This window comes from Streptomyces diacarni (genome assembly GCF_003323715.1).
Taxonomy (GTDB): Bacteria; Actinomycetota; Actinomycetes; order Streptomycetales; family Streptomycetaceae; genus Streptomyces; species Streptomyces diacarni.
Genome location: NZ_QOIN01000043.1, coordinates 340,616 through 358,438 on the forward strand (window position 1 = coordinate 340,616; position 17,823 = coordinate 358,438).

Annotated in this window: 14 protein-coding genes; 8 read left to right on the forward strand and 6 right to left on the reverse strand. The window is 75.3% G+C overall.

Annotated elements, in window-relative coordinates; genetic code table 11:
* Nucleotide 1: 1 nt before the first annotated feature.
* From DTL70_RS15565 to DTL70_RS15585, 5 genes are all read right to left on the reverse strand, one after another.
* Nucleotides 2-508, reverse strand: coding sequence for a cupin domain-containing protein (locus tag DTL70_RS15565; protein ID WP_114022503.1), 507 nt, complete (start codon nt 506-508; stop codon nt 2-4).
* Between the two features lie 86 nt (nt 509-594).
* Entirely contained in the window at nt 595-1,521 is a 927-nt protein-coding gene (locus DTL70_RS15570) for a hypothetical protein (protein ID WP_114022504.1), read from the reverse strand.
* The gene (locus DTL70_RS15575) at nt 1,518-2,693 is read right to left on the reverse strand and encodes a class II D-tagatose-bisphosphate aldolase non-catalytic subunit (protein ID WP_114022505.1); all 1,176 of its coding nucleotides are present in this window, start codon (nt 2,691-2,693) and stop codon (nt 1,518-1,520) included. The genes DTL70_RS15570 and DTL70_RS15575 overlap by 4 nt, the downstream gene beginning before the upstream one ends.
* Before the next feature lie 182 nt (nt 2,694-2,875).
* Entirely contained in the window at nt 2,876-4,081 is a 1,206-nt protein-coding gene (locus tag DTL70_RS15580; protein ID WP_114022506.1) for a galactosyltransferase-related protein, read from the reverse strand.
* 314 nt (nt 4,082-4,395) lie between these two features.
* On the reverse strand, nt 4,396-5,076 hold the full coding sequence (locus DTL70_RS15585; protein WP_114022507.1) for a helix-turn-helix transcriptional regulator: 681 nt from the start codon (nt 5,074-5,076) through the stop codon (nt 4,396-4,398).
* 333 nt (nt 5,077-5,409) lie between these two features.
* Here DTL70_RS15585 and DTL70_RS15590 point away from each other — a divergent pair, with 333 nt between their 5' ends.
* Both DTL70_RS15590 and DTL70_RS15595 read left to right on the forward strand, forming a co-directional pair.
* Nucleotides 5,410-6,693, forward strand: a complete 1,284-nt coding sequence (locus tag DTL70_RS15590) for a CaiB/BaiF CoA transferase family protein (RefSeq protein WP_245979391.1) — start codon at nt 5,410-5,412, stop codon at nt 6,691-6,693.
* 342 nt (nt 6,694-7,035) lie between these two features.
* Entirely contained in the window at nt 7,036-8,592 is a 1,557-nt protein-coding gene (locus tag DTL70_RS15595) for a hypothetical protein (protein ID WP_245979392.1), read from the forward strand.
* 108 nt (nt 8,593-8,700) lie between these two features.
* Here DTL70_RS15595 and DTL70_RS15600 read toward each other — a convergent pair whose 3' ends face one another.
* Nucleotides 8,701-9,174: an anthrone oxygenase family protein gene (locus tag DTL70_RS15600; RefSeq protein ID WP_281278695.1), complete on the reverse strand. Its 474-nt coding sequence runs from the start codon at nt 9,172-9,174 to the stop codon at nt 8,701-8,703.
* Between the two features lie 280 nt (nt 9,175-9,454).
* Here DTL70_RS15600 and DTL70_RS15605 point away from each other — a divergent pair, with 280 nt between their 5' ends.
* From DTL70_RS15605 to DTL70_RS15630, 6 genes are read left to right on the forward strand one after another with little or no spacing between them, the layout of a single operon-like run.
* Nucleotides 9,455-10,681 carry a glycosyltransferase family 4 protein gene (locus DTL70_RS15605; RefSeq protein ID WP_114022510.1) on the forward strand — a complete coding sequence of 409 codons (1,227 nt, stop codon included), beginning with the start codon at nt 9,455-9,457 and terminating at the stop codon, nt 10,679-10,681.
* Nucleotides 10,678-12,438 (forward strand): sugar transferase, encoded by a 1,761-nt coding sequence (locus tag DTL70_RS15610; protein WP_114022511.1) that lies wholly within the window; start codon nt 10,678-10,680, stop codon nt 12,436-12,438. The genes DTL70_RS15605 and DTL70_RS15610 overlap by 4 nt, the downstream gene beginning before the upstream one ends.
* Before the next feature lie 2 nt (nt 12,439-12,440).
* The gene (locus DTL70_RS15615; RefSeq protein ID WP_181860944.1) at nt 12,441-13,823 is read left to right on the forward strand and encodes an O-antigen ligase family protein; all 1,383 of its coding nucleotides are present in this window, start codon (nt 12,441-12,443) and stop codon (nt 13,821-13,823) included.
* Entirely contained in the window at nt 13,820-15,742 is a 1,923-nt protein-coding gene (locus DTL70_RS15620; protein WP_245979393.1) for a lipid II flippase MurJ, read from the forward strand. Before DTL70_RS15615 ends, DTL70_RS15620 begins: the two co-directional genes overlap by 4 nt.
* On the forward strand, nt 15,732-16,496 hold the full coding sequence (locus DTL70_RS15625) for a polysaccharide deacetylase family protein (protein ID WP_114022513.1): 765 nt from the start codon (nt 15,732-15,734) through the stop codon (nt 16,494-16,496). The genes DTL70_RS15620 and DTL70_RS15625 overlap by 11 nt, the downstream gene beginning before the upstream one ends.
* Nucleotides 16,493-17,812 (forward strand): glycosyltransferase, encoded by a 1,320-nt coding sequence (locus DTL70_RS15630; protein ID WP_114022514.1) that lies wholly within the window; start codon nt 16,493-16,495, stop codon nt 17,810-17,812. The genes DTL70_RS15625 and DTL70_RS15630 overlap by 4 nt, the downstream gene beginning before the upstream one ends.
* The last annotated feature ends 11 nt before the right edge of the window (nt 17,813-17,823 follow it).

Here is a 17,823-nt window from a genome sequence, read left to right on the forward strand (position 1 = left end):
CTCAGTGCTCTTCCGCGATCCGGCCGTCACCGCGCCCGTAGTCGTCCTCCAGGCGCACGTTGTCCGAACCGTCGTCGTAGGTGGACACCTCCACCAGCACGATGTCGGTGACGCCCTCCACGCGGTGCACGGCGCCCGGATCGACGTGGGCGAGCGTCCCGGCGGGCATGGGCAGCCGCAGCGTCTCGCCGTCACGCGTGGCCCGGTAGTGCATCACCGCCTCGCCCTCCAGGATGAAGTAGCTCTCCCTCTTGTGCTCGTGGTACTGGAGGGAGGTGCGGTGGCCTGCCCTGATCCGGATGAACTTGAACCCGTAGGGGCCGTCCGGCTCCTCCTCGTGCAGCCAGCGCTCCTGGCCCCACAGCTTGACGACCTTCTTGGTGTCGGCGAACTCGATGACCCGTACGCCCGGCGCCACCTCGCGGGGCGTACGGGAGGGGTGCGCGTCGGTGTCGTCCGCCGGCTCGCTGATGGCGGTGAAGACGGCGTCGGTCGCGGGGCTGCCCATGGGCGGTCGGTCCTTCCGTGGCGGTTTTCCGGGCGGTTTCCGGGGAGGTGTTTCCGGGCCGGTTCTCCGGGGGTGTCCGGGGTTGGCTAGCGTGCGGAGATGTGCAGGGGCGCCTGGCGTCCGTGGTCGTGGACGACGGGGAAGAAGACCTCGGGCGGCCAGGTGAGCAGGTGCCAGACGGCGCCCGCGACCGAACGGTTGTACGGCCAGGCGGCGGGTTCTGTCATGCCCCAGCGCGCGAAGGCGGTCAGCAGCACGGGGTCGGCCGGCACCCACGCACCGTCGAGGTCGAACTCCACCCAGTGGTGCAGGGTGGTGAACGGCGGCGCCACCAGCAGCCCGGCCCCGTGCCTGGCCCTGATACCGCGCCGCTCGGCCTCCCGCAGCAGGAGCCGGGTGGGGATGAGGCAGTTGGCCAGGCGGGTGGCGCGCGAGAAGCCCTCGTCCTCGATGACGCCGTCGGGCAGCACGTACAGCTCCCAGTCGGCGACGAGGGAGAGCAGCTCGGAGCGGTCCGCGTCGAACACGTGGGTGTCGGAGGGCAGTCGTGCTCCCACGGTGAACGTGCCCGGCGACGTCTCGCGCAGGCTGCCGGGCTCGCCGTGCCGCTCCAGCCCCGGCACCGGCGTGAACGCGCAGGCGCCCTCGTGGCGCTGGCCCGCGCACTCGGCGGCCAGCCGAAGCTCGTACCGGTGCGGCTCGCCGCTCCGCGCGGCGGCGTCCATGTCCGACGCCTTGCGCCTGAGCGCGCGGAAGTAGGGCGAGGGCAGGTGCAGGTAGGTACTGATGTTGTGCAGGTCGGTGCGCTCGAAACGCCGCTCGACTCCCTCACCGCGGTGCGGGAGCCCGTGGTCGAGGAGAGCGTCGAGGAGGTCGGGCCCGATGGCCCAGAACTCCTGCGCGAAGGCGGCGTCCTTGGCGAAGGTGCGGTGCGCGTCGGGGACCCGCAGGATCCGGTCGACGGCCTGCCTGAGCGTCTCGGGCGCGAACACGTCGGCCACCGGGGCGCTCACCGCCGCGCCCCGGCGGCCCCGGTCTCCTCCGGTGCCTTCACCGCCCCTGCGGCCTTCGGCACCGCGGCCACGGCGTGCAGCGCCGCCTCGACGCGCTCGCTCACCGCCTCGCGCAGCACCGTCTCCAGCGGCGGCCTGCCCCTGCGCGCGAGCGCCCGGGCGGCCTCGTCACGGATCCGCAGCCCTTCCGGAGTGCCGAAGACGTAGTGCCCCGCGATGACGGCGCGCTCGACGTCGGTGGCGTCGGTCGCCTCCAGCATCCACTTGCGCCACTTGCCGCTGTCGTGGGCGAGCCGCAGGAAGTCCTCCTTCGCCGCGCCCAGTTCCATCTCCTCCAGGACGCGCAGCAGGGCGCGGGTCTCCGTGACGCCGTACTCGGGCGCGACGTTGAACGCGTCCACACCCGCGCGCAGCAACGAGGCGGTCTCCTCGGTGGTGAGGTAGTCGCAGTTGTGCGCCTTGAGCCGCACCCCCTCCTGGTGGCAGATGGCGGCCAGCGTGGAGACCTGGCGCAGCGTCTCAGAGCGCGCCTGCGGGTCGTGGAAGCGCCCCACGTTGCGCAGTTCGGCGACCTTGGTGCCGGTCTGCGCCACGACGTAGCGGGGCAGGGGGGCGCCCGCCGCCTCCACGCCCTCCAGGACGAGGCGGAGCGCCGCCTTGAACTCGTCGGGGTCGTTGGTGGAGACGTCCTGCGGCTCGAAGCCGATCTCGTACGCCACTTCCCTGCCCCGCGCGGTGGCCTCCGCGTGGCAGCGCGCGTACAGCTCCACCAGCCGGGCGGCGGCCGTCCGCGCGGAGACCGGACCCGTGCCGGGCCGCCCCTCGGAGGTGTCGATGTGCAGCAGCCCGAACCCGGCGTCCAGGTCGGCGGTGAACGAGCGCAGGCAGGAGTCGAGCGCCTCGTCCGGGTCGGCCAGCCGCGCCTCGGCCGTGTGCATCCAGGGGCCGCCGTGGTCCCGGCACAGCGTCGTCAGGCCGTGCGGGTCGCGGGCGCGTACGTAGGCGGCGAACTCCTCGGTCGTCCAGCCCAGGTAGCCGCCGCCGAACTCGGCCGCGTCCACCTGGCGGCGGCTGGGGATGAGCATGAGCGGCGTGCGGGTGCGCCGGGCGACGGCGAGCGCCGCGTCGACGGTCGTACGAGAGACCGGGCCGATGCCGACCACTGGTTCCATGGATGTCTTCCCCTGTTCGTGGGGGCCCTGATCGCGGGGCCCGAAGTTCCTGGGACGTTGTGCGGCATGCGGCCGTCCGGGGCCTCGTGCGGCATACGGTCGGATGAGCCTCCTGCGCCACGCGGCCGGCGGGGCCTTGTGCGCCACGCGGCCGGCGGGGACGGGAGGCGGCGCGCGGGCGGCTACCCGGAGCGGAACGCGCTCAGGTCGCCGATGCGGGAGTCTGGTGGCCAGGTGCACCAGGGGAACGTCTCGTAGGCCGTGGCCCCCGTACCCTCGGCGTCGTACCAGTCGGTGGCGCGCGCATGGTGCAGGTGCACCATGCGGTCGGAGTGGCGGTCGAGCCCGCCGTGCAGGTCGGCCCGCCAGGCGAAGTCGTTGTCCGCGCCGCCCCACCCGGCGGTGAACCGCTCGTCGTAGCCGCCGATCCTGGTGAACAGGCTCTCGCGCAGCCACACGCAGGCCCCCGGCGTACGGCGCAGGAAGACGCCCCGCAGCGCGTCCCTGTCCACGGTGGGCCGTCCCTGCGCACACCGCTCCTCGACGGCCTGGTGACTGGAGGCCTCGTCCAGGTACAGCATCTCCACGAACGGCCAGTGCGCCTGGGTGCCGGGCGCATGGAACCGTTCGACGGCACGCTCGACGAAGCCGCGGTCGACGAGGATGTCCGCCTCCAGCACGCAGACCAGCTCGGCGGGGCGGGCCCCGTGCACGACGCCCGCGTTCAGCGTCCACGCGTAGTTGAAAGGGCCGGGGTTCTCGGCGAAGAGGTAGGTGTCGCACCAGGGCGCGTACACGCTCTCCCAGCGGGGCTCGCTGTCCGCCTCCACGACGACGACGCGGTAGCGCTCGCGCGGGTGGCTCTGGTCGTTGAGCGCGTGCAGCACGGCCGCCAGGTTGCGGGTGCGGTCGCTGTCGCCCCCGCGCTCCCTGAACGGGATGACCACGGCCGCGTCGACCGGCCCGCGGGGGGCTGCCGGCGGCCGTGAGGTGCGCAGGATCTCGCGCGCCTCGGGGGTGGCGAGCCGGGCGGGCCGCTCGCTCCCGGTCTGCATGCGCAGCCGCGAACGGCACTCCGCGTCCCACACCCGTTCCGCCAGGCGCGCGACCTCGGGCGCGTCCGCGTGGCGCCTGAACCGGTCGGCCAGCGACACCGTCAGTCCCCGGCACGCGGTGACGTCACCGGGGTGCTTGCCGACCGTGCGGGCCAGCGCGCGCAGATCCGCGTCGGGCAGGGCGAGGACCGCGTCGGTGACCGCCTGGTGCGCCTCGCGCGACCAAACCCAGAAGCCGGGGGCGGCGGACTGGGCGAACGGGTCGGCGACGAGGGCGACGCTGCTGACCGCGGCGTCGGCGAGGGTCGCCGGGTCCTGGTGCCTCCAGCTCATCTGACGGGTCCTCTCGGCAGGGGCTGGGCTCATCGTGGGCCCGGCCCCGCAACCGCTGACAGCCCCGGATGACCGCCCGCATCGAGCTGTGCGGATGGGGGTAGCCGTTCGACTAGGGTGCTCTCCTCGCGGCTCGTGCCCGTCAAAGGGCTGCCGCTGGTCTTGGTGTGCGGACTGCGGTCTGCGAGCTGCGAGCTGCGGCCGGGTTGTGACCCGTGGGGGCGCCTCCCGACCGGAGGCTGGGGCGGCCCCCCGGCCCCGTCACACCCCACCAGCCGGACCGGCCGGTGGCGTGTCCGTGGGTCCCGGCGGGGTCAGTCGATGAGGCCGAGTTTGATGGCGGTGACGACCGCGGCGGTGCGGTTGGCGGCACCGAGCTTCAGCAGGACGCTGCTGACCAGCCGCTTGACGCCGTGCTCCGAGATGCGCAGCCGGCGGGCGATCTGCTTGTTGCTCAGACCCGCGACGAGCAGGTCGAGCACCTGGTGTTCACGCGCGGTCAGCCGCACGGTGCGGGCCGGCAACAGGTGTGCCGACTCCCCCGCGTGGCTCAGCAGGCGGCGCCCCAGGCGCAGCGGCATCGGCATCTCGTCGGCGGCGAGCTGCCGCAGCGCGCGGTCGAGCGCCGCGGCGGTCAGCTCCTCGCGCAGCAGGTAACCGTCGGCGGGGAGGCGGGCGAGCGCGCCGTGCGACTCGGCGTCGGCGGGGTCCAGCACCACCAGGGTGCGCAACCCCGGCTGGGAGTGGCGCAGCCGCCCCGCCGTGGTGTGCCCCGAGTTGGAACTGGAGAGGATCAGCACGTGGAACCTGTGCTCGGCCAGCGCCCGGTCGAGCGCGTCGGTATGGCCGAACTCCTCGGCCCGCTCGACACATCCGAGGCCGGGGAGCATCGCCTGGAGCCCCAGGCGCAGAAGCTCGGCTTCGACGTGTACGGCGACGGCCAGCCGGACCTCGGTGCGCTCGTCGGTGCCCGGCGTTGCCTGCGTCTCGGTCATGCGGCTCACCCAATCCCCGTGTAGGCCACCTCCGCCGTCGCGGGTGTGGTCCGGCGCTGCTCGACGCGAGTGATGATCTCGCAGACTCCCGCCCCAGGGAAGCGAGTTGACCGAGTGAGGGCCGAGGCGGGAGGTGACTGCCGCGCCGCCCGGAGAGGGCCCCGCGCCCCACCTCGCCGATCGCCCCGTTGCGCCTCTCCCGTCACACTCCTAGCATCCGTGACGGCCCCTCCTGCGGGCCGTACGTGCGCACACTCGGAACAGGAAACGGAAGCGGAACCGGAACGGAAAAAGGACACCGGCACCGGCAGGCGAAGGGCGGGCAGCCGCGTCGTGGACTTCCAGTTGGGCGGGGACCGGGAAGCGGCAGCGGGAACCGGCGGGCCGGGAGCGCTGGCCGGACTGCGGGTGCTGGACCTCTCACGGGTGCTGGCGGGTCCGCTGTGCACGCAGATGCTGGCCGACCACGGTGCCGAGGTCGTCAAGGTCGAGCCGCCGGACGGCGACGAGACCCGCGGCTGGGGACCGCCCTTCATCGAGGAGGGGGCGGAGGCGGCCGAGGATGCCGGGGGGCCCGAGAGGGCGGCTCGCACCAGCGCCTACTACCAGAACCTCAACCGCACCAAGCGCAACATCGTCCTCGACCTCTCGCGTGCGGAGGGGCGCGCCCTCCTCGGGCGGCTGCTGCGGTCCACCGACGTGCTGGTGGAGAACTTCAAGGCCGGCACCCTGGCCGACTGGGGCTACCCGGACGAGCGGCTGAGGGCCCGCTTCCCGGCGCTCGTGCACTGCCGGATCACCGGCTTCGGCACACACGGGCCGATGGGCGGACTGCCCGGATACGACGCGGTGCTGCAAGCCTACGGCGGGCTGATGAGCGTCAACGGCGAGGCGGGCGGCGACCCGCTGCGGGTCGGCGGGCCGGTGGTGGACATGGTCACCGGCGTCCTCGCGTTCTCCGGGGTGCTGCTCGCCCTGCACGAGCGCAACAGCTCGGGCCTCGGGCAGCTGGTGGACTGCGCCTTGCTGGACACCGCCGTCGGCCTGCTGCACCCGCACTCGGCCACCTGGCTCGCGGACGGCCAGGTGCGGCCGCGCACCGGTTCCGCTCATCCGACGATCGCACCGTACGACTCCTTCGAGGCGGCCGACGGGCCGCTCTTCGTCGGCGTCGGCAACGACCGGCAGTTCGCCGCGCTCGCCCGGCTGCTGGGCGGTCCCGAACTGGCCCGCGACCCGCGCTTCGCCTCCAACCCCGACCGGGTGCGGAACGTGGCGGCGCTGCGCGCCCTGCTGGCGCCGCGGTTCGCCCGCCGGCACCGCGCCGAACTGGCGGCGGAGCTCCTGGACGAGGGCGTCCCCGCCTCCCCCGTGCACGACGTGGCCGAGGCGCTCACCTCCCCGCAGGTGCGGCACCGGGGCATGGTCGTCGAGCACGGCGGCTACCGCGGCATCGCCACCCCCCTCTCGCTCACCCGCACCCCTGCCCAGAGGCCCTCGGCGCCCCGTCCGCCGGGCGCCGACACCGTGGAAGTGCTGCGGGAGGCCGGGCTCGACGAGGACGAGATCAACGCAGCGGTGGCCTCCCAGGCAGTTCGGACGGCGCCGAAGGGGTGAAAGCGCCGCCGCCCGTCCCCCTCCCGGCCGGTGGACGGATCACGCACCGCACTGGGTAAGACCCAGGGAGGACACCGTACTCACCCAACACGGCCTTACCGGGCAGCGCGGCCCTCCGCGGCGGCGCCCGGCACCGGCAGATCGGGGCGTGACATGACGGCACCACCACCCCCCTCCGCACCGCGACCCGCGACCACACCTCCACCCGCCTCCCCCTCGATCCCCTCCCCCACGCGCGAGCCCGCGGCACCGGGCACCGGACCTCGGCGCGCCGCCTCGGATGCCGGAACGGGGCGCGCCGCACCGGGCGCGCCCTACACCGACCCCACCCTCGGCATCCCGGTGTCCACCTCGTGGCGCGGCGAGCCCCGCAACCGGCTGGTGGCCCTCGGCGACTCCCTCACCGAGGGGTTCCAAAGCTGCGCCGTCTTCCGCACCGACCTGTCCTACCCGGCGATCATCGCCCACGAGCTGGGCTGGTCAGCACAGTTCCGCCACCCCAGTTACGAGGGTTGCGGCGGGCTCCCGCTCAACCTGGAGATGCTGCTGCGCGACCTGGAGGAACACTGCGGCAAGAACCTCGACTGGTGGGACACGCCGGCGGCGCTCTTCCGGGCCCGCCGGTTCATGGACAAGGTGGAGGACTACTGGGAGCGCGGCGCCGGCTGCGCTCCGGCCACCACCACGGCCGTCAACCACAACCTGGCGGTCTTCGGCTGGGATCTGCGGGACGCGCTGGACAAGTCGGCCGACGTGTGCCGGAAGATGATCGGTGCCCCGCGCGACGACCTGGTGCGGCAGATGGTCGGCAACCCGGGCGAGCGCGCCGCACTGCGTGCCCTGCCCACGCGGCCACCCGCCGCGGGAGCGCTCACCCAGGTGGACGCCGCACGGCTGCTGGGCGAGCAGACGGGCGGGCACGCGGACGGCGAAGGCATCGGCCAGGACACGCGAAACGGCCACAACGGGCGGGACTCCGACCCCGACCACGGGATCGAGACCCTCATCGTCTTCCTCGGCGCCAACAACGCCCTCTCCTCGGTCATCGAACTCGACGTCGCCTGGAGCGGCCCCGGCTACGACGACCTGCGCGAGAAGGGCAGGTACACGGTCTGGCGGCCCGAGCACTTCGCCTCCGAGCTGCGGCAACTCGCGGACGAGATCGGGCAGGTCCGCGCACGGCACGTCATCTGGTGCGCCGTCCCGCACGTGACGATCGCACCCATCGCGCGGGGCGTGCACGGCAAGGCGGAGCCCGGCTCGCGCTACTTCCCGTACTACACGCGGCCCTGGATCGCCGACAGCGACTTCGACGTGCGGCGCGACCCGCATCTGACGGGCGAGCAGGCACACGACGTGGACGCGGCGATCGACCAGTACAACGACGCGATGGCCGAGGTCGTGCGGGCGGCGCGCCGGGCGGGGCGCGACTGGTACCTGCTCGACACGGCCGGCCTGCTGGACCGGCTGGCGTGCCGCCGCTACTTCGAGGACGAGGCGGCGCGGCCCGACTGGTGGTCACCGTATCCGCTGCCCCGCGAACTGCGCGCGCTCGACCCGGTGCCCAACTCGCGGTTCCTGCTCAGCGACGGCGAGCGGCGCAGCGACGGCGGACTCTTCTCGCTGGACGGCGTACATCCCACGACCGTGTCCTACGGGATTCTCGCCCAGGAACTCATCGGGGTGATGCGCACCGCGGGCGTGGAGTTCCGCACCCCCTACGGGGGCGAGCCCAGGACCGACCCGGTGCGGGTGGACTTCCAGCGCCTGGTGCGCCGGGACACGCTCATCAACCGCCCGCCCGCCAACGTCACCTCGGGCCTGCAGATCATCGGCTGGGCCGACGAGGCGCTGGACGTCCTGGGCCGGGCCCTGTGGTTCGGCCGCAAGGGGAAGTAGCACCGCGGAGGGGAAAGTGGCAGCCGGGCGGGCGGGCCTCCCGCAGCCGCCCGGGGCCGCGGCCGGCTCGGCGCGTGCCGCCGCCCGGGGGCACCTGCGGGAGGCAGCTCAGCTTCCGTTCCCGTGCCGGACCAGTGCCCACGCCAGGCAGCCGAAGGCGGCCGTGTTGCAGACGGTCCGCACGGCGTTCCAGCGGTTCCACGCGCCCTCGAACCGCTCGCGCAGCTCTGCCAGCCGCTCGGGGTCCCTGGGCAGGCCGCCGGCGTCGAGCGCGTCGTTGAGCGGGACGTTGAACCCCATGGTGATCACGAGGACGGCGAGGTACAGCAGGGCCGCCGCCGCGATCCACGGCAGGGTGCCCGTGCCGCCGCCGCCCCACAGCCGCAGCGCTCCCGCAGCGAGGATCAGCACCAGCGACCCGACGAACACCAGCAGGAACCAGCCGTTGAGGATGGCGGCGTTGATCCGCTGCATGCCCTCCACGAACGTCCGGTCCGCGGCCCGCCGCAGCCCCGGCATGACGGCGACGGCGAATCCGTAGTAGAGGCCCGCGCTCACCCCGGTGAGCAGGACGGCCCCCACAAGTGAGACCCCTTGCAATGCCCGCACGCCCTTCCCCTCTCTCACTGATCTTTTCGCTGGCGTCCTGGTGCCCCGCACGGGGGGTGCGGGTACGGCTCCAGCCAACCGGACGGAGGCGTGCGGTCCCATGGCCCGTGCGCTCAGGAGGATGTGCGGGCGTCTGCACCGCCACGCGTGGGACCAGTCAGGAAAAAGCGGGACATGACCGGCGTGCCGCGCGGGTTCGACAGTCGGATTTTGTCAAGGTCACTCTGCTTCATCTCGGGAGGCGGAGTCGTCCATGCCGAAACTGCTGGCACAGTGCACTGAACGGCGCGGCAGCGAGCCACGGGGGCGGCTGACCGTCCTGCATCTCGCTCAGCCCGTCGAAGGCGGCGTGGCACGCGTCGTCACCGCCCTGGCACGGGCACAGGTCCGTGCGGGGCTGCGTGTCGTGGTCGCCTGTCCCCGTGGCGGCACACTGGAGCGGGACGCGGCGGCCGCGGGGGCGCTGACCGCGCACTGGCCCGCGGTTCGCGAACCCGGCGCGCGCCTCGCCCTGGAGATGTACGGCGTACGGCGGCTGGTCCGTCGGTTCCGCCCCGATCTGGTGCACGCGCACAGCGCGAAGGCGGGGCTCGCGGCCCGGCTGGCGCTGCGCGCCCGCGTCCCCACGATCCACCAGCCGCACGCCTGGTCGTTCGAGGCCGCGCGGGGCCGTACCGCGCGGCAGGCCCGCGCCTGGGAACGGTACGCGACGCGGTGGGCGGACCGGGTGCTGTGCGTGAGCGCGGCCGAGCGGGAAACCGGCCGCGAGGCCGGTCTCGACGCCCGCTGGTCGGTCGTGCGCAACGGGGTGGACCTCGAGAAGTTCACCGCCGCCGCCTCGGGCCCGCCGCCACCCGGCACGCTTCCACAGCCCGCCGGACCCGCGGCGCTGCGGGAGAGTAGCGGGTCGGCACCGCTGGTGGTGTGCGTGGGCCGGCTGTGCGAACAGAAGGGACAGCGCCACCTCTTGGCGGCCTGGCCGCGTATCGCCGCCCGGGTGCCCGGGGCCCGGCTGGTGCTCGTCGGCGACGGGCCCGACCGTGCAGCGCTGAGGCGTTCGGCGCCGGGCGGCGTCGTGTTCGCGGGCGCGCGGGAGCGGGTGGCGGACTGGTACGCGGCCGCCGACCTGGTGGTACTGCCGTCCCTGTGGGAGGGCATGGCCCTCACCCCGCTGGAGGCGATGGCCTGCGGGCGTCCCGTCGTCGTCACCGACGTGGACGGCTCGCGCGAGCTGCTGCCACCAGGTCAGGAGACCCACTGTCTCGTCCCTCCGGGTGACGCGGCGGCGCTGGCCGACACCGTCGCGGCGCTGTGCCTCGACGCGCGGCTGCGCGAGGAGTTGGGGCAGGCCGCCGCCAAGCACGCACGCGCCGGGTTCGACGTGCGCGAGACGGCCGCCGCCGTGCTGGAGCTGTACCGGGAGGTGCTCAGGGAGCGGTGTGCGCCCGGCGCCCCCGCAGGCCTGTCGGAGGTCCGATGACCACCGACAGCGCGGGCAGCGCACCGGCCCGGCGGGCCACCACGGACAGCGGCACGGACGGGCCGGGCCTTCCCGGCCGGGGGGAACCGCCCGCCCGGGTGGACCTCCCGGACGCCGCCCCGGCCCCGCGGGGGACGGCCGAGGCGGACGAGGCCGCGTCCGCGCCCGCCCGGATCGCTCCCGTCGTACCCCACCCGGTGTCGGGCACGGGCCCCGAGGGCGAGGCGGCGGAGCCGTCAGGCTCCGCACCCCCGGCGCCGGCCGGGCAGGTGCCCCCCGCGCCCGCGGCGCCCTCCGTCCGCGTGCTCGCGGTGCCGTCCGCGCGCGGTCCCGTCTCGGTGGGACCGCCCCGCTCCGCGGCCCGGCGCCGCCGCGCCGTGGCCGTGCCACTGGCCGCCTGCGACGTGGTGGGAACCGCCACCGCCGTGCTGGTCTGCGCGGGCGGTCAGGCCGCCCCGCTCCTGCTGGCCTCGACCGGCGCGAGTGTGCTGGCGCTGTGCGCGCGAGCGGGCCTGTACCGCCCGCGCCTCGACCCGCAGGCGCTGGACGAACTGCCCGCGCTCGGCGCACGGGTGGCCGCGGCCTGGTGCGTGGGGGTGACCGTGCTGGCGGTGTGCGGCGGCTCCGACGCGCTCAGCCTGGCCGGTATGCTCGCCGGGGTCGCCCTCACCACCGCACTGGCCTGTGCGGCGCGCGCCCTGGTGCACGGGCTGCGCCGCCGGCGGGGCCGCCGCAGCCCGCGCGCCGCCCTGGTCGTGGGGCGCGGCGGGACGGCCCGTGCGGTCACAGCGGCTCTGCTGGAGCGGTCACGGTACGGGCTGCGTCCGGTGGCGCTGGTGGAGCCGGCGGCCGAGGACACGCAGGGCCCGCCGTCCGGCGGGGACGCCTGCACGCAGCCGTCCCCGCTGCCGGTCGTCGCCACCCCGGACGAGGTGGCGCGGCAGGTCGCGCGCAGCGCGGTCCAGGACGTCGTCTTCGTCCGCTCCCCCTGGGAGGAGGCGGACACCGCCGCGCTCGCCGGACTGCTGGGACGGTGCGGGGTGACCGGCTGGCTGGTACGGCCCGGCTGCGCGCTGGGAGCGCACGGCCCGCACGTCTCCCCCGGCGGCGGCCCCACCCCCGACGCCCACCTGTGGGGCTTCAGCTGCCGGCGCCTGGTACTGGACTGCCCGCGCCCGCGCACCGGACTGCGCAAGCGGGCGCTCGACCTCGCGCTGGTGCTCCCCGCGCTGGTGGTGGCGGGCCCGGTACTGGCCGCGTGCGCGCTGGCCGTACGGCTGCTGGACGGGCCCGACGTCCTCTTCCGGCAGGAGCGGATCGGCCAGGGCGGGCGGCCCTTCACCCTGCTGAAGTTCCGTACGGTGCGGCCCTCGGACCAGCACGAGGCAGCGACCCGGTGGACGGTCGCCGGCGACACGCGCACCAGCCGGATCGGCAGGCTGCTGCGCCGCTCCTCGCTCGACGAACTGCCGCAGTTGTGGAACGTCGTGCGCGGCGACATGAGCCTCGTCGGGCCCCGCCCTGAACGCCCCTTCTTCGTACGGCAGTTCAGCCAACTGCACCCCGGCTACGCGCAGCGGCACCGCACGCCCGTCGGCATCACCGGGCTGGCGCAGGTCCACGGGCTGCGCGGTGACACCTCCATCGAGGAGCGCGCCCGGTTCGACAACCACTACATCGAGACCTGGTCACTGTGGCAGGACGTGCGCATCATGTGCCGTACCGCCACCTCCTTCTTCCGCCTGGAGGGCCGGTGAGGGTGCTGCCCGCGGGGGCGGGCACCGCGGTTCCCCTCTCGCCGATTCCCCGGCTCGGGCGGTACGGTCCTGTGCTGCCCGTCGTGGGGACGGTCCTGCTCCTGTGCGCCCCGGCCGACCGTACGAGCCTGGACGGGCAGGGCGGTGTCACGCTCGCGGACGCCGCCTCGGGTGCGCTCGTGGTCTGGTGCGTGCTCAGGCTGGTGCGAGGGGGCGGGCGCGCGGCCTCGGGTCCGGTGCTGACCTGGCGGGGCGCGCTCGTCCTCGGTGCTCCGGCCGCGGCGTTCGCCGTCGCGACGATCGCCGCCGCCGACCCCGCCGCCGGGCTGCCCGGGTTCGTGCGCTACCTCCAGTTGTTCGTCCTCGTTCCGGGGGCGGTGCTGTTGTCGCTGCGGGACGCGCGCGACGCGCGGCTGGTGTGCGCGGCGGTGGTGCTGCTGGCACTCGTACAGGGCACCGTCGGTGTCCTCCAGTCCGCCACCGGGACCGGCGCCTCCTACAGGGGCGAGAACGTACGGGCCGTGGGAACCTTCGGCGCCCTCGACGTGATGGGCATGGCGACGGTCGTCTCCTACGGGCTGGTGACCGCACTCGCGCTGGCCCTCGCCCCGCCCGCCGCCGCGCCCCGATGGCTGCGGCCGTGCGCGCTGGGCTGCGCGGTGCTGCTGCTGGTGCCGCTGGCCCTCTCCTACAGCCGGGGCGCGTGGATCGCGACCGCCGCGGCGTGTCTGCTGCTGCTGGCCCTGCGGGGCGCGCGGACGGCGGTGCCCGTCCTCGCCGCGCTGGCGGCCGCCGGGGTGGTGCTGGTCGGCGGCCTGTCGGTGGGCTCGGAGCAGCTGGCCGAGCGCGCCCGCAGCATCACCGAGGTCTCCTCCTCCCCCGACCAGTCGGTGACCGACCGCTACAGCCTGTGGAGCGCGGCGGTCGGCATGTGGCGTGAGGCGCCCGCGACGGGTGTCGGCCCCAAGGGGTTTCCCGCGCACCGCGACGCGCACGCCTCCCTCGCGCTCTCCTCCGGCAGCGACACGGCGGGCGCCGGGGTGCGCTTCCAGCGGGAGCCGCTGCTGTCGCCGCACAACATGTACCTTCTCGTCCTGAGCGAGCAGGGGCTCGTGGGCGTCGTCGCCCTCGTCGGCTCTTGGGCGGCGCTGCTGGTGTGCGGCCTGCGGCGGCTGCGCACCGCCCGCCGCCGCGGTACGGGCTCCGGGGCCGCCGACTGCGGCATGGTCGCCGTCGGTCTCCTCACCTGGCAGGGCATCGACTTCCTCTACGGCGACATCGGCGGCCCTTCCACCGTGCTGACCGCTCTCGTGCTGGGCCTGGCCGCCTGGTGGGCGCTCTCTCCCGCCACGGAAGGGGCCGTCGACGGGGACTCCACTCGATGACCGACACCACCCCCCGCCACCCCACCGCTTCCCCTCCCGCTGTCTCCCCCTCCGCTCCCCCCGTCCCTTCCGCGGGCACCGAGAGCGCGTCGGCGGACGCACAGCATGCGTCGACGGGTCAGTGGGACGACGCGCAGCACGCGTCGACGGGTTCGCGGGGCGGCACACGGCACGCGTCGGCGGGCTCGCGGGACGCGCCGGCGACGTCGCGGGGGCGCCCGCCCGGCGAGGCCCCGGCGCTCGGGCGGTTTCTCGCGCGGGCGGCCGCCGTCACGGCGGTGCTCACCGCCGCGGGATCGCTGTTCGGGCTGCTGCGGGACCAGTCCATCGCCCGGCTGTTCGGCGCTGACGCCGACACCGACGCGTTCCTGGTGGCGTGGACGGTGCCGGAGTTGGCCTCCACTCTGCTGATCGAGGACGCCATGGCGCTGGTCCTGGTACCCGCCTTCAGCCTGGCGCTCTCCCGCCGGGCGGCGGCCGGGGCGCGCACGGACGGCGCGCTGCTGGACGCCCCGGGGGCGGACGGCGGGCGCACGGATGACCCCGTGCGGGCGCTGGTCGCCGCGACGCTGCCCCGCTTGTCGCTGGTGCTGGCCGGCGCGGCCGGGCTCCTGGTGCTGGCAGCCCCCCAGGTGGTGCGGGTGCTGGCGCCCGGGCTGCCCGACGCCGGTACGGCGGCCGCCTGTCTGCGGCTGACGGCGCTGACGGTCCTCACCTTCGGCCTGGCCGGGTACTTCAGCGCCGCGCTGCGCGCCCACCGGCACTTCGTGGCGCCCGCGGCGATCTACGTCACGTACAACGCGGGCATCATCGCCGTGATGTACGCGGGGCACGCCCTGTGGGGCGTGCGGGCGGCGGCGCTCGGCGTCGCCGTCGGCGGGGCGCTGATGGTCCTCGTGCAGCTCCCGGCCTTCCTCTCCCGGCTCCCCGCGCGCCGCGCCCGCGCCCGCCGCTCGCTCGGTCCGCGCGCCGTGGCCGTGCCCGACGGCGGCGAGTCCGCGGGCTGCAGCGGGGCCATGGCCGGTGGCGGGCCCGGTGGCGGGGCTGCGGGCGGTGCCGTGGGGGTCGGTCTCGGAGTCGTGGCGCCTGTCGTCACGTTCGCCGTCGGCCGCCAGGCGCAGGTCCTCTTCGAGCGCTTCATGGCCTCCTCGCTGCCGGCGGGTGCCATCTCGCACCTCAACTACGCGCAAAAGGTCGCCCAGTTGCCGATGGTGCTCTCGCTGATGGTGTGCACGGTGACCTTCCCCGTCGTCGCCCGCGCGATGGCCGACGGTGAGGCGGAGGTGGCCAGGCGGCGGGTCGAGAGGGATCTGGCGCTGGCCGGGATCGTGGTGCTGCTGGGGGCCGCGTACGTGGTGGCCTGCGCGCCGCAGCTCATCAGGCTGCTCTTCGAGCGGGGCGCCTTCGACGCGCGGGACACGGCCGCGACCGCCGCGGTGATGCGGGTCTACACGTGCGGGCTGCTGGGCCACAGCATGGTGGGCGCGCTGGTGCGCCCGTTCTTCTCCGGCAGCCGCCCGCCCTGGTTCCCGGCCGCCGCCATGGGCGCCGGGCTCGCGGTCACCGCGGTGGCGGGCGTGGCGGCGGCGGGTTGGTGGGGCGTGTACGGCATCGCCGCCGCGAACGCGCTGGGCATCACCACCACAGCCGCGCTGCTGCTGCGCGGCCTCGGCGCCCGCGTGGTGGCCATCGACGTGCCGCGGGTGGCGGCCGGGCTGCTGCGGCTGCTGGTGGCCGCGGGCGCGGCCGCCGCCGCGGGCTGGCTCGCCGCGGGCCTGTTCCCCGCGCCGCTCGCCGCCGCGGCCGTCGGCGGCGCCGCCGTACTGGCCGCCTTCGCGGCGGTCGGCCGGCTGGTGGGGGCGCCGGAGTTGCCGTACCTGTTCGCCACCGTCACACGGAGGATCACCCATGTCCGCTGACACCGGTCCACGAGCGCCCTGGGTGCTGATGTACCACTCGGTCTCCGACTGCGACGAGGACCCGTACCAGGTCACCGTCTCCCCCGCCCGTCTGGAGCGGCAGTTGCGCTGGCTGCGCGAGCGGGGGCTGAGGGGGGTGAGCGTCGGGCGGCTGCTGCGGGCGCGCGCCTGCGGGCGGGGCCGCGGTCTGGTGGGGCTGACCTTCGACGACGGCTACGCCGACTTTCTCACCGACGCGCTGCCGCTGCTGCGCCGCCACGAGTGCACCGCGACGGCCTTCGTGCTGCCGGGGCGGCTCGGCGGGGAGAACGTCTGGGACGCGGAGGGCCCGCGCAAGCCGCTGCTGGACGCGGAGGGTGTGCGGGCGGTGGCCGCCGCGGGCATGGAGGTCGGCTCGCACGGGCTGGTCCACACGGATCTGACGACGGCGGAGACCGCCGCCCTGGAGCGGGAGGCCGCGCACAGCCGCAGTCTGCTGGCCGAGCTCACCGGGACGGCACCCGACGGTTTCTGCTACCCGTACGGGACGCTCGACACGCGCGCCGTCGACGCCGTGCGGGCCGCCGGATACGCGTACGCCTGCGCCATCGACCCGGGGCCGTTGACGGGTGTGCACGCGCTTCCCCGCGTCCACATCGGGTCCCGGGACACCTCGGCGCGGCTCTACCTGAAGAAGGTGCTGCACCCGCTGCGCCGCCGTCCGCTGCCCGCACAGGGTGCCGGGGCGCCGAGCGCGAGCGGTGCCCGCCCATGAGAGTGCTGCACCTCATCACGGGGCTCGGGGTGGGCGGCGCCGAGGAACAACTGCGGCTGCTGCTGCGCAGGTTGCCCGCACACGGGGTCGACTGCGACGTCGTCACGCTCACGGAGCCCGGCAGCGTCGCCGAGGGCATCCGCGCCGACGGCACCGGCGTGACACACCTGGGCATGGGCGGCAACCGCGACCTCGCCGCGCTGCCCCGACTGGTGAGGCTGGTGCGGGCGGGGCGGTACGACGTGGTGCACACCCACCTGTACCGGGCCTGTGTGTACGGGCGGATCGCGGCGCGCCTCGCCGGGGTGCGCACCGTCGTGGCGACCGAACACTCGCTCGGCGAGGGCGTGCTGGAGGGCCGTGCGCTCACCCCCGCCGTCCGCGCCCTGTACCTGGCGACCGAGCGGCTGGGCACCACGACCGTCGCCGTCTCCGCCACGGTCGCCGGGCGGCTGCGGCGCTGGGGCGTCCCCGCGGCACGGCTGTGCACGGTGCCGGGCGGCATCGACGCCGACCGCTTCCGCTTCGACGCGGCCCGGCGCACCCGCGTACGGGAGCTGCTGGGCCTGGCGCCTGACGCCTTCGTGGTCGCCGGTGTGGGCCGGCTGGTCCACGGGAAGCGCTTCGACGCGCTGGTGGACGCGGTGGCGGCGGTACCGGGGACGCGGCTGCTGCTCGCGGGCGACGGACCGCAGGCGGCGGCGTTGCGGGCCCGCGCCGAGGCGGCGGGCGCGGCCACCCGTGTGCGGCTGCTGGGAGAGTGCGCCGGCGGCCCGCACGACGGCACCGGGTGGAGTGACGGCACCGCGCCCAACGACGGCGCCGGGCGGAGCGCCGGCACCGGCGAGCGGGATGGCGTCCCGGACGTGCCCGGCGTGCTGGCGGCGGCGGACCTGCTCGTCTCCCCTTCCGACGAGGAGTCGTTCGGGCTGGCCGTCCTGGAAGGCCTCGCCGCGGGGCTGCCCGTGCGGTACGCGGCGTGCCCGGCCGTGCAGGACCAGCCGCCCGAACGGGCGCCGGGCGCCCGCAGGTTCACGCACGCGCCGGGTGAACTGACCGCCGTCCTGCGCGAGGCGCGGGCGGCGCACCTGGCCGACCCGCGCAGGCTCCCCGTGCCCGATGCCGTCCGGGAGTACGACATCGACCGCTGCGCCGCACGCCTGGCCGACGTCTACCGGACCGCGCTCGGCCTGCCGCCCGCGCCCGCCCCCGCCGCCGGTGGCGAGGCCGGGCGACGCGGCCCCTCGTCCCCGCACCGCACGGCATCCGCGACGGCCCCCGCGTCCGCACCCGCACCCGAGCCCGCTCCCCGATAACGAGGTGACCG

Coding starts and splice junctions, on each gene's coding strand:
- DTL70_RS15565 (WP_114022503.1), bottom strand. CDS start 508: ATGGGCAGCCCCGCGACCGACGCCGTCTTCACCGCCATCAGCGAGCCG.
- DTL70_RS15575 (WP_114022505.1), bottom strand. CDS start 2,693: ATGGAACCAGTGGTCGGCATCGGCCCGGTCTCTCGTACGACCGTCGAC.
- DTL70_RS15580 (WP_114022506.1), bottom strand. CDS start 4,081: ATGAGCTGGAGGCACCAGGACCCGGCGACCCTCGCCGACGCCGCGGTC.
- DTL70_RS15585 (WP_114022507.1), bottom strand. CDS start 5,076: ATGACCGAGACGCAGGCAACGCCGGGCACCGACGAGCGCACCGAGGTC.
- DTL70_RS15605 (WP_114022510.1), top strand. CDS start 9,455: ATGCCGAAACTGCTGGCACAGTGCACTGAACGGCGCGGCAGCGAGCCA.
- DTL70_RS15610 (WP_114022511.1), top strand. CDS start 10,678: ATGACCACCGACAGCGCGGGCAGCGCACCGGCCCGGCGGGCCACCACG.
- DTL70_RS15620 (WP_245979393.1), top strand. CDS start 13,820: ATGACCGACACCACCCCCCGCCACCCCACCGCTTCCCCTCCCGCTGTC.
- DTL70_RS15625 (WP_114022513.1), top strand. CDS start 15,732: ATGTCCGCTGACACCGGTCCACGAGCGCCCTGGGTGCTGATGTACCAC.
- DTL70_RS15630 (WP_114022514.1), top strand. CDS start 16,493: ATGAGAGTGCTGCACCTCATCACGGGGCTCGGGGTGGGCGGCGCCGAG.